Origin of the sequence: Paenibacillus marchantiae (genome assembly GCF_028771845.1) — a bacterium.
Classification (GTDB): Bacteria; Bacillota; Bacilli; order Paenibacillales; family Paenibacillaceae; genus Paenibacillus; species Paenibacillus marchantiae.
This window is the reverse complement of the sequence record NZ_CP118270.1, coordinates 4,921,653-4,934,742: the sequence shown is the minus strand read 5'-3', so window position 1 is coordinate 4,934,742 and position 13,090 is coordinate 4,921,653. Positions and strand designations below refer to the sequence as shown.

Here is a 13,090-nt window from a genome sequence, read left to right as displayed (position 1 = left end):
GGCTCATTCAGAAACTGGGACGGGGATGAATCTTTCAGCAATTCGGACATTTGCAAAATGCTGAATACAAAACAAATTTGGGTGTTTAACAAGTGTGATGAATGGAAGACCATTTTTTGAAACAAAACAGGGCATCTACTGAAGATGCCCTGTTTTGTTGTCATTACATACAGCGAGCTATACGTATGGTTCTCACAGCGTACAGGAAGCACGTTGAAGACTTGTTTTCACCATATCTGTTGAAATTCTATTTTGTTGGTGATATCAATCTTTGTCTCCTAAATTTATACAATATATAGTTTTAATTCTGATATAATAGATACTTCATGATTTAGATGCTGAAGGGAATGATAGATGAGAATGAGTAGGTGGAATGTTACGTTTTATTCCGTTGTATTTGTATTTGTGCTGATGATGTTGTGGAATGAACAATCTGTTTTTCTTATCGTAGGAACGGTGCTGGTGGCCACACTTATTGCGTTTACGATTCACGTTTTGTACCCAATGGCATGGGAAACCCGGATGGACCGTGTGGAAGCTTTTTTACGTAAAAATCATCATACACCCTATATTTATATTTATTATGTGACTGCTAACAGACTGGATGATGAAGTCGAGTTCACGATGGAGAAACTTAGAAAACAGACGACGAAAAAATCGAGGCAAGCGATATATCAAGCCGCTTATGGTGCTTATCGCAAGGACATGACTGCGGTTCGGCAAGCGGTACTCCAGATGCGCAGATCAGATTACCGTACATATTACGAGACGTTTTTGCTTTTGGAGGAAGAGAAGAGTGAGCAAGCAAGGGAGCACCTGAAATCGATTAGAAGACAATGGATGCGATCTGCACTTCTTGCTGAGTTAGAACGCAAATTGGGTCGGCGCGAACTGGCTATCCAGCACGCTAAGGAAGCGATGAATGCGTGCAAAGGTGTACAGCGTTACACGTTGACTAAAGAATATGAAAGGTATTATGCAGATGAACAACAAGCACAATAAATGAACTACACTCGCGGAAGGCGTTGTAGTTATTAATAGAGTGATGGTGTAATTTACTTTACGGTCGGGAATAAATATCGATGGACAAGAAATTGTTCAACTTTGAAAGTGGCAATATTGGTGTTATCCCCTTCGTTAGGCAAGATAAGTCCATCTTAAAGATGTCTTTGATCCCTTGTCGACTAAAAGGGGGTAATACCAAATTCAGCTGCTTTTTTTTGTTAACGGACAGGTTGGAGATTAGCAATCCATAAGAAACAACCCAACTTAAATTATGGTAAAATGTAGTAAATGTAAAATGTAAATATCCCTCTTGAACAAAGGAGAACTGAAAATGAGAAAACTCGTTCTATTTCTGCACGCATCTCTTGACGGTTTTGTAGAAGGGCCAAACGGTGAAATGGATATTGGCTGGGTTTCCTACGATGCTGATTTGGAGAAACACGCGAAAGAAATTCTGAGTACTGCCGACACTGTCATTTGGGGGCGTGGGACTTATCAGATGATGCACAGTTACTGGCCATCTGTACCTTCAAACCCAGAAGCTTCGCAGCATGAACGGAATCATGCCGAGTGGATCGAAAACACAGCCAAAATCGTTTTTTCCACGACGCTGGAGAAAGTTGAATGGAATAATTCCAGACTCGTGAAAGAAAATGTCGAGGAAGAGATCAATAACCTCAAACAGCAGCCAGGCAAGGATATGGTCATCCTCGGTAGTCCTAGGTTCGCACACCATCTTATGCAGCTTGATTTAATTGATGAGTATAAGATTACGGTTTCTCCTGTCCTGATCGGTAAAGGATTGCCGTTATTTCAAGGTCTCAAGGAGATGGTCAATCTTAAGCTAATCGAAAACAAGACCTTTGATTCTGGAGCCATAGGCCTCGTTTACCAGACACGGTAAGATGACCTTGTCACTTAAGATGATTACGCTAACGGGAATGATAGTTGAATATAACCAGTCTAGTTCAATTAGTGGAGGCAATAAGGGAGGAAATACAAATGGATTTAGGATTAAAGGATAAAATAGCACTAATAACAGGCGGTAGCAAAGGAATTGGACTAGAGACAGCAGTTGTTCTAGCATCGGAAGGCGCAAAGGTGGCAATCGTTGCCCGCAACGAAGAGGCGCTTCAAGCTGCGGCGAAACGTATTAAGCAAACGACAGGGACAGATGCACTGGTCATCTCTGCAGATATTTCAGTAGAAGCAGAGGTACGAGGTGTGGTAGAGCAGACTGTACAGCATTTCGGTGGATTGGATATTTTGATTAACAATGCTGGAACGGCTGCGGCTAATCCGTTTGAAGAGGTTAGCAGCGAAAGCTGGTATTCAGATCTGGATTTGAAATTGTTAGGAGCAGTCCACAGTTCTAAGGCAGCAGTATCTCATATGCGTCAAAGAGGTGGCGGTTCCATCCTTAATGTGACGGCGACTGTAGGGAAGACACCATCTGCATCATCTTTGCCAACATCAGTCAGTCGGGCGGCAGGACTTGCACTAACGAAGGCCATGAGCAAAGACCTCGCCAAGGACAATATTCGTGTTAACGCCGTGTGCATCGGTCTGATTCGTAGCGATCAGATTGAGCGGATGTGGAAGGCTTCAGCACCAGAGCAGAGTTGGGAGGAGTTCGCTTCTAACCCCATTCACGGTATCCCACTCAAGAGAATAGGTCAAACAGAAGAGGCGGCAAAAGTGATTGCTTTTCTTGTGTCGGGTGCAGCCTCTTATGTAACAGGAACTGCCGTGAACATAGATGGTGGTACATCCTCTGTATTATAAAAATGATATGTAGGGGTATATGTTAATAGTGTGACTCAATAACAAGCCTCAAATTGGGGCTTTTTTTCCTGAAAAATAATGGCAAGGGATAAGAGTTTGTACCGAATGCTGGAATCGATAAGAACATGGTGTCGATTAACGGGAAGAATAACGTAAGTAAGGGAGGTGAAAGTAGCTATGCGTAAAAAAGATAGGAACGTAACAGGTATTGTATTGGCCGTAATTTACTGTGTTGTTCTTTTTGAGATTTTAATTGACGCACCTCCTGGTGAAGCTCCGAGTATTCCGCCTTGGGCCTACGCAATGATTCCACTTGGAGCTGTTGCAATCACCTTTCTCTTTGATTATGTGATCAAGTTCGATTTCTTCAAAAAAAAGAAAGAGTGAAGGGAGTGTTATAAATGACCGGAACCGGTACGTACATGTGTCGGGGGAAAGGTAGATCCCTTTGAAAGTCGCAATTAGCGGCTTTTTTTGTTTTTACGGTACAAGTTCAATGGTTAATTCTGAGAATCGTCTAACAAGTCACCATTTTAAAGAAAGTACTAGAATTTCGAAGTGAGGGTAAGGGGCTACAAATAGATTGAACTTGGGGGTAAACAGTGTTACTCTAAAAGTCTGTGTTCGACAATATATTTAATAATAGTCACCATTTTAGTTGTAAAGAAAGGTAACACTATGATAAAAGTTGATAACTTATCCTTCTCATTTCCACAAAAGGAACTATATAATAACATTTCATTTACGTTTGAAGAGGCACAACATTGCGCTTTTATCGGAACAAGTGGCAGTGGGAAAAGTACACTGATCGATATCCTGATGGATCCGGAAAGATATTTGTTCGATGGCAAGTTAGAGATAGACCCAACTTGCAGAATTGGGTATGTAAGTCAGTTCTTGCAAATCGAAAAAACGAAAGAAATGACCGTTTTTGAATATATCGGAGAAGAATTCATCAAGATGCAAGATGAAATCACAGCCATTTATGCGGAGATGGCTACCACGTCGGATATGGATTCGCTGCTGGAAAAGGTTCAATTGGCTTTGGATGCCTTCGAGGCAATGGATGGGGATAATTTCGAAAACACCATTAATAAGCAGCTAAACCTGGCCAACCTCATGAAGCTCAAGGATCTTAGTATATCCGATGTGAGTGGTGGGGAATTCAAACTTATTCAAGTGATGAAGGAAATGCTCAGTCGTCCAGACTTAATGATTATGGACGAACCCGATGTATTTTTAGACTTTGAAAACCTAAATGCGCTTAAAAAACTTATTAATTCCCACAAGGGAATGCTGCTAGTTGTGACGCACAACCGATATCTATTGAATCATTGTTTCAACAAAATTATACACCTTGAAAACACGGAGATCCAAGAGTTTGATGGGCGGTATATCGATTATAACTTCTCGCTGCTTCAGACTAAGATCGAGCTGCAAGAAATTGCGGTTGCTGAAGCTGAAGAAATTGAGAGATACGATCACATCATCGACAATCTTAGAGAGATTGCCACGTATAATTCGGAAGCCTCCAGAGGCAGAGCGTTAAAAGCCAGAGTCAAGTTTCAAGAGAGATTGGAAGCACGTCGAATCAAAGAGCCATTTGTCGATATCAAGCAGCCGAATATCAGTTTTGGTATCGATAAGGAAATGGAAGACACCGTTGTGGTTAACGTTAATAATTATAGCGTTTCCTTTGACGAGTTGCTTTTGGAAAAAGTGAACTTCGAGATCAAATCGACAGATAAAGTAGCCCTGATCGGTCCGAACGGTACCGGGAAAACGACTTTACTCCGAGAAATCTTTAAAAATAATCAGGATTCCATTGAAATAAATGCTGAGGTTAATGTGGCTTATTTATCTCAGGTTCAAGGCGAAATGCTAAAAGATTCGAATACTATACTAAATGAATTCATAGATGCCGGGTTTCAAACCTATGATGAGATTAGATCGTATCTTTCAAACTATGGCTTTGAAGGAGAAATCCTGGATCAAAAGATCGAATCGTTATCTGGCGGAGAAAAAAATATGCTTCAGTTGGCTAAAGTTTCTGCCAGTCAAGCAAACTTACTGCTTCTTGATGAACCGACAAGCCATTTAGATATCTATACACAAATCGCATTGGAGAAAGCTATTGAGGACTACAAAGGTGCGATTCTCATGATTTCTCATGATTTCTATTCTGTTGTTAATGGTATGGATTATGTTTTAATTATTGAGGACAAGACGATTAGTAAAATGAGTATACTAGAATTTAGACAGATGATTTATGCGAGTCATTTTAATGAAGACTATCTAGAAATTGAACAAAAGAAAAAGTCTGTTGAAATGAAAATAGAATTGGCTTTAAAAGATACGAATTTTGAACTTGCAAAAGGTTTGGTCGATGAGCTAGAAGAGCTAATTAAGTTGCTTTAAAGTGAATTAGTCTTGAGTTCAACGATGAAACATGATGTTGGTTGAAAAGTATCCATAAAAAAGACACTGATGAATAAAATATCAGTGTCTTTTTTATTGCATTGATTTCTTGATAGCTCTTGTCGTAGTCAGTGGTTCACTTGGGGTGCTTTTATTTTAGAACAGTAGATAATGATTCTTCCTTCCTATAAAGGACCATTGACTTTTCTCATTAATAGTTTGTTGCTATGAGGATGGAGTCCAACTTTCTGACCGCATGAGCAACTTTAAGGAATAATTGTAATTCAGATAAGGATAATAAAAGTCGCCTCCATTAAAATAACGAGAATAATCGTTCAATGTTCTCTTCAAAGTTTTGTTGAATATTTACTTTTTTCGGAGCAATCCCATTATTCATGAGTTGCAGATGTCCAAGTACATAACTCAGAAATAATTGTTCATTTTGTTCAATCTTTGATTGATCTTTTGTAATGGCTTTAATAAGTTCAACTAAAATGTTATGCAAATGTTCCATTTGTTGCGAAACGGCTTCGGTATAGCTGAATTCAGCCAGTCCTCCAACCATTTCTGGGAATGTGAGTTTAGATTGTGAATATGAAATTACGCATAATGCAAATTTACGTAACGCGTCTTTTCCAGAGTACGCTAATAATTCATGGTAGATTAAGTCGACCAAGCCCTTTATGTAGATAGCTACAACTCCACTTTTTAAATCCTCCAAATTACTTACATACCGATATAACGACTGTGGCTGAATGGATAATGAACGGGCCAACCCGTTGTAGGTCAGCTTATCAAAGCCCAGTTCACTGCTGATTTTTAAGCCTTGTTCAAGGACAAGTTCTCTTGATAAACTAATTCTCTTTGTCATAATTCCATCCTTTTTTGTTTGCTGACTTGACCAACTCATACCATGAGTATATAGTTCATGTCATGAGTTAGCAATAGTTTTCAAATACTTTTAAAGGAGCGATTTCCAATGAGCAGATTACAAGTTAATGGTGCCAATTTACATTATGAAACAGTGGGCCAAGGTCCTGTTCTCCTCTTTATTCCGGGAGCTAATGGCACTGGGGATATTTATACGGGCACCGCAAAATTTCTAAAAAGCCGATATACTGTGGTAACATATGACCGCCGTGGCTACGGACAGAGTGAATTAACATCACCGTTGCCAGAAGATGCTCACAATCCACATAGCACGTACCGTCTTGAAACCGACGCTAATGATGTAGCAGCTTTGGCAGAACATCTAAGTGATGAACCTATATATATTTTAGGCAGCAGTTCAGGAGCAATTGTCGCAATGGAAACCTTGCAAGACCATCCTGATATTGTTAAAAAAATTGCATTCCATGAACCGCCTATTAACACATTTTTGGCTGATTCCGCAGAATGGGCAGCAATGAATGATAAAATAGTTGAAACTTTTCAAACAGAGGGAATGGCAGCAGCCATGAAACTATTCGCTGAAGCTATGCATACCGTTCCGATGGATACCCAGATGATGGCTAAGCCAGCAGTTTCGATTGAAAATGTTGATAATCCCGTGGTTAAAGGAATGGTTGATTGGTTCAAATATGAAATTCGCCAATATACTAGCCGTAAAATCGATATCAACAAGCTGACCGAACAAAAAGCTAAAATTGTCTTATTTAATGGAACAGATTCCGTTGGCTCCTTTCCTCAAGATGTAGTCAAAGACTTATCCGAGAAACTTGGTTTACCGATTCACTCCATCGCAGGCGCTCATTTAGGCTATGCTCAAAAGCCGCAGGAATTTGCTCACACTTTAGAAGAATTGTTTGTTTAATGTAAGAAGCGGTGAAAAGCTGTCAAAGTGAATTTGAGAGTAGAGCACTGAGAAGGATATGTTAAAAGGGGTTGATGAGCAATCATCCGTCCCTGGTTTAAGGCAAGCTGGCTGCATTCGAAGTTTCCCTACACAGCGTCAACTACGTGCCGATCATTGGCATATTAGTGTAGAGTTTCATATAATACTGTTCTTTTAAGTAACCAGTCGCCGTAATCCTACCGGTGGCTGGTTATTTAGTTTCGCAAGAATTCGACAATAGTTCTGATTCCCCGCGCTATCGGTTAGTATTCACATTCCTTACGACCCATGATTAATGTCAAAATCAGATTCTCTGGGTGAATTATTTTTTTAAACCAGCTGCAAAGAAGGGGCCATTAATCGAAATGGTCGTTAGGATACGAGCCATTTCAAGAGGAGATTCTTTCGTGCCACTTTCCAACCATTGTTGAAATACCCCTATAATCGCACTTCCGATATAAGCAGCTAAATATTGTCCTGGAACAAGGGAATCTTCTTCCTTTAAAAAAGCATTTGGATTATTTCCATAGAGTGTTTCCCACATGAATTCTTTCAATCTGGTTTGAAATGTTAAATCCCCATTTGGACCTAACACGGCAAATAAATCCGCTATTTATATTTAAATACTCAAATAATGAAATAGTAAAGGTAAATGGCATTAATGTTTCTGAATCAGTTTCAAGTGCGGAAATAACACTTGGGTAGCTTTCTTTCGTAAGTCTGGACAAATCAAGCATAATTTCCTCTTCGCATTTTGTCATTAAATCAAATTTGTCTTGATAGTGAGCATAAGGTCACAATATACGTCAGCTGAGGTTCAGAACGAATCCACACTGACCTTTAATGCCGAGCTTGGTCAGACTGCAAACAGTGATTTACGGTTTAGATTTACCGCCAACGAGGACATGGAGATCACCGGAAATATGAAGCTCAAGCTCTGGGTCTCCACCGATGACACGGATGATATGGATCTTTTTGTCGGCATTAAGAAATTCGACAGACGGGGTAATGAAGTATTCTTGCCTGACTTCAACCATATTGAAAACGGTCAGGTGGCTAGTGGATGGTTAAGAGTTTCCCATAGAGAGCGGGATCCTGTGAAATCTACGCCATATCAGCCTGTACTGAAGCACAAGAGATTATTGAAGCTTACTAAAGGTGAGATCGTGCCGGTAGAAATTGAAATATTGCCTTCAAGCGTATTCCTCAAAAGTGGGGAAAGTCTGGTGCTGGTTATAAAAGGTAGTGATATCATTATCGATGACAACCCAACAGGTTCAAGGGGTTATGGGCACACCGATACAGTGAACAAAGGAACTCATTCCATTCATGTCGGTGGAAAGTATGATTCATTCCTTTTGGTACCGGTGATTCCTTCGAAAGAGTAGTGAAAGCCCTGATTAATGAACCCATATTTATTTTGGGCAGAAGTTCTTGAAAAGAATCTATGTAGAAATGATTATCTTGAAAATTGAATATTCATTCTTTAAAGTTTGTTATAGTTCGCCTATCCTGATCCATATAAAATAGAAGCACCAACCATGAAAGCGTTTTATAAGTTGAAAGGCTGTTAATGTAGTTGATTTTCACGAATGACTTATGCCAATTGACTTATAACGATTGCTTGCAGGTTGGAATCAGTGATGGAGGTGTATGATGAAAAGAAAGGCATGGTACACATTAATTATGTCAGGATTCGTTTCTTTATTCTTTTCCGTAAGCGCTTTCGCGGGGTATGTGTTCTGGGAGCCGTTAAGTTACTTCAACCCGAGTACGTGGCAAAAAGCAGACGGTTACTCCAATGGTTCAATGTTCAATTGTACTTGGAGGGCTAACAATGTTAATTTTACGAGTGACGGTAAACTCAGGCTCGGCTTAACAAGTTCTGCATACAACAAATTCGATTGCGGGGAATATCGATCAACCAACAATTATGGATATGGTTTGTACGAGGTGAGCATGAAGCCTGCGAAGAATACAGGAATCGTTTCTTCTTTCTTCACCTATACAGGGCCTGCAAATGGCACGCAGTGGGATGAGATTGATATTGAATTCCTGGGAAAAGACACTACGAAAGTCCAGTTCAATTATTATACGAACGGAGTCGGCGGTCATGAGAAGATTATTAATCTTGGCTTTGATGCGTCCCAAGGCTTCCACACGTATGCTTTCGATTGGCAACCAGGTTATATCAAATGGTATGTGGACGGTGTGCTGAAACATACTGCAACGTCCAACATTCCCATTACACCCGGCAAAATCATGATGAACCTCTGGAACGGAACTGGCGTTGACGACTGGCTTGGTCCATATAACGGGGCTAATCCGCTCTACGCTGAATACGATTGGGTGAAATATACGAGTAACTAGAATCACATGCAGAAGCAGCCGTTCGTCAGGCTGCTTTTTTTTGTATCTCAAGAGGATTGCATTTATACAAGATTCATATCCATTTTCCAATATCCTAAATTAATGCAATAAATGTTGCAATATTAGTATGGGCTTATACATCGATTATTCATTATGATGTAATCTGTAAACAACATTACATAGACAGGGGGAAACAAAGGTTGGACACTAGCAAAAAGAAACGAATAGGTAGTTTGGCGCTGGCAGGGATGTTCGCGTTGTCAGCCGTCCTGAGTGGATGCAGTAGCAGCGGGCCGAGCAAAGAAGCTGAGCCAAGTGCACCAAGTACTGCATTGGAATTGAAGGATGGAAAATATGATCCGCCAGTGAGCATCACATATTTGCGGCCGTGGGGACCAGATGTGAAGTTCAAGTCGGGAGAGGATCAGGACAACAACGTTCATACCCGATGGGCAAAAGACAAGCTGGGGATTGAACTGAAAAATCAGTGGGTATCTCCGTCCACCAATAACGCTTTTGAAACGAAGCTGCGTCTGTCGCTTGCTTCCAATGCAGAAATGCCAGACATTATTTCGTATCGCGGCGAGTTCAATCTGGTGCGTGAGTTGATCGAAACCGGCAAGTTTGTCGATGCCGGCGAATTATTTGATAAATATGCGAGCGATGCATGGAAATCAGCTGTGAATGAAGATCCTTCCGTGTGGTATCCTTACATGCAGGACGGTAAACGAATCGGTATTCCCATTCTGGATTATGCTTACAACGGAGACCCAGTCATGTGGGTTCGGGAAGACTGGATGAAGAAATTTAATCTGAAGGCACCCGAAACATTAAGTGATCTTGAGGTTATTATGGAAACGTTTACAAATAAAGACCCGGATGGAAACGGAAAAAAGGATACGTTCGGACTGACGATCGGATTCAAGAACTGGATAAATACTTGGATGTCTGATGCAGGCTGGATTTTTGGAGCTTATGGCACGATGCCGAATCAGTGGAACCTGACCGCAGACGGAAAGCTTGAATACGGCTCGGTGACGCCAGGCGCCAAAGAGGCTCTTGCTACATTGCAAGATTGGATGAGCAAGGGGTATATTCCTGAAGAAGCGGGCGTATATGATGAGACCAAGGCTGCTGAAGAGTTTACTGCAGGCAAAGCAGGTATCGTCGTGGGGCCTCACTGGATGCCGTCATGGCCGCTGGAGGACGTGAAGAAAAATTATCCTGAAGCTGAATACAAGGCGTATCCGATTCCAGCCGGACCTGAGGGCAAAGCAGGCAGACATGGTACATCTAATGGTAACGGCGTGATCCTGATTAACAAGGATATGAAGAACCCGGAAACATTTTTCACGTACCAAAATTATCTGTTTGATCATTATGCCAATCCGCCGGAGGGCGATGAATTCGAACATGGCTTCGCCGAAGGATATGATTGGGTAATGGTAGATGGTAAACCTTCTACGGATGCAAGCCTTACAGACGGTTATGCTCCTGAGAAATACACGTTGACCTTTGACGGAGCACGAATTCCGAATTTGAGCATGACAACGCTAGCGAAGCTTGCCGGCGGCGAAGAGGCCACGACGCCTTTCGAGAAAAAAATCAATTCTGGAGTACCGGCACCGATGCTGGAGGCAGCCAAGATTGTTTTGGATCAAAAGGACATTGTTTACAGCCAGATGTTCACTGGCGCTCCTACGATGACCATGCAGATGAACAATGATATTTTAGCCAAGATGGAGAAGGACATGTTTGCTCAAATTATCTATGGCAAAACTTCGATTGACGCATTTGACTCCTTTGTTGAGAAGTGGAAATCTTCTGGCGGGGATCAGATCACGCAGGAAGTGAACGAGTGGTATCAGTCTGTAACCAGCGGAAAATAAGAACGAATAAAACACCGCATTTTTTGTAAACGCGCTAAACAAATTGAAGAGGCATTGCTGGAGAAGATCTCCGGCAATGCCTTTTTTGGAGATACGTCATGAAAAGCGGCTAAGATAGCAAATGGACGGAACGATGTTAGGTTCAGACGGGTAGATTCTCCCTGTAATCTTGCGGAGTAAGGTCATAGAACTTTTTGAAAACACGTATGAAATATGCAGTATTGTTATATCCGACAAGATCGGCTATTTCGAATACCTTCGCGCCTGACGTCCGCAAATAATAAGCCGCTTTTTCCATTCGTAATCGATATACATATGCTGTAAGGGCTTCTCCAGTCTCTGCCTTATAGACTTTGGATAAGTAAACAGGATGCAGGTGAACATGATCTGCAATCGCTGGCAAGGATACGTCTGAAGCCAGGTGCAGGTCCACAAAGCTTTTGACACTGCGGACGATGGTGCTGTGATTGTCCTTCAGCTCTTGTTCAGCATCTTCGCTTATGTAATGGAGTGTCCGGATGGACCAGTCTTTCAACTGCTGTGCGGTACCATAACTTGGTGCTTGAAAATACCGATATGTTTCAGCGGGCAGGAGGGTAGAGATCTGCTTCCCGTTTTTGTGGATTATATAAGCAAAGGCCCCGGCTAAGGCATGGTACACTTCAATCGTCGTCTCCACGATATCATGATGCTCTCCCGAATGCAGCAGCTCTTCAAAAATCACCTCGATTTTCTGTTCCACATCGTCGAAACGTCCGGCTTCCAACAGACTAATGAGTGTTGGCGGCTTGTAGAGAGAACGGATTGCTGGCAGTGGATGGACATCCGTTTCATCCGAAGCCGTCACGAACAAACCTTGTGTTTGACCCATCCGCTTTCGCATGGACCTTACGGCACCCTCATATATTTCTCCAATTTCGTAAGGAAACTTGCCCCAACGGGAAACCGAGATGGAGATGGCGCCTTTCAAGTACAACTGCACGTTCGTTTGAATTTGGGCCGCATAATGCTCCAGCAGCGTTTGCGGCTTCTCATCCTTGTTAAAATTCTTGGCGCCGGAATGTTTGACGCTGACCAGGACGACAAGATAATCATGAACATCTCGTGTGTGCCAGATATGAAAATGATTATGCGTCACTTCGCTAATGATATTGCATATGGCATATTCCATTAATGAGAGGTCGCTGTGTGCCATTTCGGACAAGTGTTCCTCCATACGTATGACCAGCATACCTAGATCTTCATCAATCGAGTAGGGTAGTTCCAGCAGCTCGAGCTTGTCTGCCAGCACTGCTGAGGAATAGGTTTTACCCGTCAGCAATTCATGAAGCATAGTGGATTGCAATAAAGGCAGGTTATCCTGAAAAGCATTTAATGCCCGTTGGTATGACGCCGCGGTTTCCCACTTTTTCTTGATCCGGTCCACGAGACGCTGCATGGTTTCGATCAGGTCTTCATCGCTCACCGGTTTCAGCAAATAATCAAAGCTTTCTTTTGCAATAGCCTGCTTCGCATATTCAAAATCGGCGTATCCTGACAAAAGGATGGTCTGCACATGCGGCCATCGTTCGTGGATTGCCGTAATAAGGGCGATACCAGACATCTCCGGCATACGTATGTCCGTAATTACGATATCTATGTCGTGATTCTCCATAATCTCCAGCGCTACATCACCAGATAACGCTTCGTGGACTACACTGATTCCGCAGCTTTCCCATGGAATGGTTTCGGCTAATGTCTCCACGACCGAACGTTCATCGTCGACTAATAAAATCTGTAACATAAGTGT

At 41.9% G+C, this 13,090-nt stretch carries 11 protein-coding genes and 1 pseudogene; 9 read left to right on the top strand and 3 right to left on the bottom strand.

Annotated features, from left to right (window positions below; genetic code table 11):
• Positions 1 to 360: 360 nt before the first annotated feature.
• The 5 genes from PTQ21_RS22245 to PTQ21_RS22225 all read left to right on the top strand — a co-directional run bounded on the left by PTQ21_RS22245 (position 361) and on the right by PTQ21_RS22225 (position 5,208).
• The gene (locus PTQ21_RS22245; RefSeq protein ID WP_274567186.1) at positions 361 to 1,002 is read left to right on the top strand and encodes a hypothetical protein; all 642 of its coding nucleotides are present in this window, start codon (positions 361 to 363) and stop codon (positions 1,000 to 1,002) included.
• Between the two features lie 334 nt (positions 1,003 to 1,336).
• Positions 1,337 to 1,909: a dihydrofolate reductase family protein gene (locus tag PTQ21_RS22240; RefSeq protein ID WP_274567185.1), complete on the top strand. Its 573-nt coding sequence runs from the start codon at positions 1,337 to 1,339 to the stop codon at positions 1,907 to 1,909.
• Between the two features lie 98 nt (positions 1,910 to 2,007).
• Positions 2,008 to 2,790, top strand: a complete 783-nt coding sequence (locus PTQ21_RS22235) for an SDR family NAD(P)-dependent oxidoreductase (protein ID WP_090950511.1) — start codon at positions 2,008 to 2,010, stop codon at positions 2,788 to 2,790.
• A 177-nt stretch (positions 2,791 to 2,967) separates the two neighbouring features.
• A complete protein-coding gene (locus PTQ21_RS22230) occupies positions 2,968 to 3,177 on the top strand; it encodes a hypothetical protein (RefSeq protein WP_274567183.1) in 210 nt (69 codons plus the stop codon).
• 291 nt (positions 3,178 to 3,468) lie between these two features.
• The gene (locus PTQ21_RS22225; protein WP_079693690.1) at positions 3,469 to 5,208 is read left to right on the top strand and encodes an ABC-F family ATP-binding cassette domain-containing protein; all 1,740 of its coding nucleotides are present in this window, start codon (positions 3,469 to 3,471) and stop codon (positions 5,206 to 5,208) included.
• Between the two features lie 313 nt (positions 5,209 to 5,521).
• Here PTQ21_RS22225 and PTQ21_RS22220 read toward each other — a convergent pair whose 3' ends face one another.
• Positions 5,522 to 6,079 (bottom strand): TetR/AcrR family transcriptional regulator, encoded by a 558-nt coding sequence (locus tag PTQ21_RS22220; RefSeq protein WP_072733056.1) that lies wholly within the window; start codon positions 6,077 to 6,079, stop codon positions 5,522 to 5,524.
• 108 nt (positions 6,080 to 6,187) lie between these two features.
• Here PTQ21_RS22220 and PTQ21_RS22215 point away from each other — a divergent pair, with 108 nt between their 5' ends.
• Positions 6,188 to 7,021 carry an alpha/beta fold hydrolase gene (locus tag PTQ21_RS22215; RefSeq protein ID WP_274567179.1) on the top strand — a complete coding sequence of 278 codons (834 nt, stop codon included), beginning with the start codon at positions 6,188 to 6,190 and terminating at the stop codon, positions 7,019 to 7,021.
• 343 nt (positions 7,022 to 7,364) lie between these two features.
• Here PTQ21_RS22215 and PTQ21_RS22210 read toward each other — a convergent pair whose 3' ends face one another.
• Positions 7,365 to 7,586 (bottom strand): TetR-like C-terminal domain-containing protein, encoded by a 222-nt coding sequence (locus PTQ21_RS22210; protein ID WP_274567178.1) that lies wholly within the window; start codon positions 7,584 to 7,586, stop codon positions 7,365 to 7,367.
• Positions 7,587 to 7,914: 328 nt separating this feature from the next.
• Here PTQ21_RS22210 and PTQ21_RS22205 point away from each other — a divergent pair.
• From PTQ21_RS22205 to PTQ21_RS22195, 3 genes and pseudogenes are all read left to right on the top strand, one after another.
• Positions 7,915 to 8,430 (top strand): annotated as a pseudogene (locus tag PTQ21_RS22205) (CocE/NonD family hydrolase C-terminal non-catalytic domain-containing protein); the annotation flags it as partial.
• Between the two features lie 268 nt (positions 8,431 to 8,698).
• On the top strand, positions 8,699 to 9,412 hold the full coding sequence (gene bglS, locus PTQ21_RS22200; protein ID WP_063563771.1) for a beta-glucanase: 714 nt from the start codon (positions 8,699 to 8,701) through the stop codon (positions 9,410 to 9,412).
• A 200-nt stretch (positions 9,413 to 9,612) separates the two neighbouring features.
• Positions 9,613 to 11,301 carry an extracellular solute-binding protein gene (locus PTQ21_RS22195; RefSeq protein WP_274567177.1) on the top strand — a complete coding sequence of 563 codons (1,689 nt, stop codon included), beginning with the start codon at positions 9,613 to 9,615 and terminating at the stop codon, positions 11,299 to 11,301.
• Between the two features lie 142 nt (positions 11,302 to 11,443).
• Here PTQ21_RS22195 and PTQ21_RS22190 read toward each other — a convergent pair whose 3' ends face one another.
• Positions 11,444 to 13,084, bottom strand: a complete 1,641-nt coding sequence (locus PTQ21_RS22190; RefSeq protein WP_274570548.1) for a response regulator — start codon at positions 13,082 to 13,084, stop codon at positions 11,444 to 11,446.
• Positions 13,085 to 13,090 lie beyond the last annotated feature (6 nt).

What these genes read in the sequence shown, in the direction of transcription:
- PTQ21_RS22225 (WP_079693690.1), top strand. Translation starts at nt 3,469, where the DNA reads ATGATAAAAGTTGATAACTTATCCTTCTCATTTCCACAAAAGGAACTA.
- PTQ21_RS22245 (WP_274567186.1), top strand. Translation starts at nt 361, where the DNA reads ATGAGTAGGTGGAATGTTACGTTTTATTCCGTTGTATTTGTATTTGTG.
- PTQ21_RS22210 (WP_274567178.1), bottom strand. Translation starts at nt 7,586, where the DNA reads ATGTGGGAAACACTCTATGGAAATAATCCAAATGCTTTTTTAAAGGAA.
- PTQ21_RS22240 (WP_274567185.1), top strand. Translation starts at nt 1,337, where the DNA reads ATGAGAAAACTCGTTCTATTTCTGCACGCATCTCTTGACGGTTTTGTA.
- bglS (WP_063563771.1), top strand. Translation starts at nt 8,699, where the DNA reads ATGAAAAGAAAGGCATGGTACACATTAATTATGTCAGGATTCGTTTCT.
- PTQ21_RS22215 (WP_274567179.1), top strand. Translation starts at nt 6,188, where the DNA reads ATGAGCAGATTACAAGTTAATGGTGCCAATTTACATTATGAAACAGTG.
- PTQ21_RS22220 (WP_072733056.1), bottom strand. Translation starts at nt 6,079, where the DNA reads ATGACAAAGAGAATTAGTTTATCAAGAGAACTTGTCCTTGAACAAGGC.
- PTQ21_RS22230 (WP_274567183.1), top strand. Translation starts at nt 2,968, where the DNA reads ATGCGTAAAAAAGATAGGAACGTAACAGGTATTGTATTGGCCGTAATT.
- PTQ21_RS22235 (WP_090950511.1), top strand. Translation starts at nt 2,008, where the DNA reads ATGGATTTAGGATTAAAGGATAAAATAGCACTAATAACAGGCGGTAGC.
- PTQ21_RS22190 (WP_274570548.1), bottom strand. Translation starts at nt 13,084, where the DNA reads ATGTTACAGATTTTATTAGTCGACGATGAACGTTCGGTCGTGGAGACA.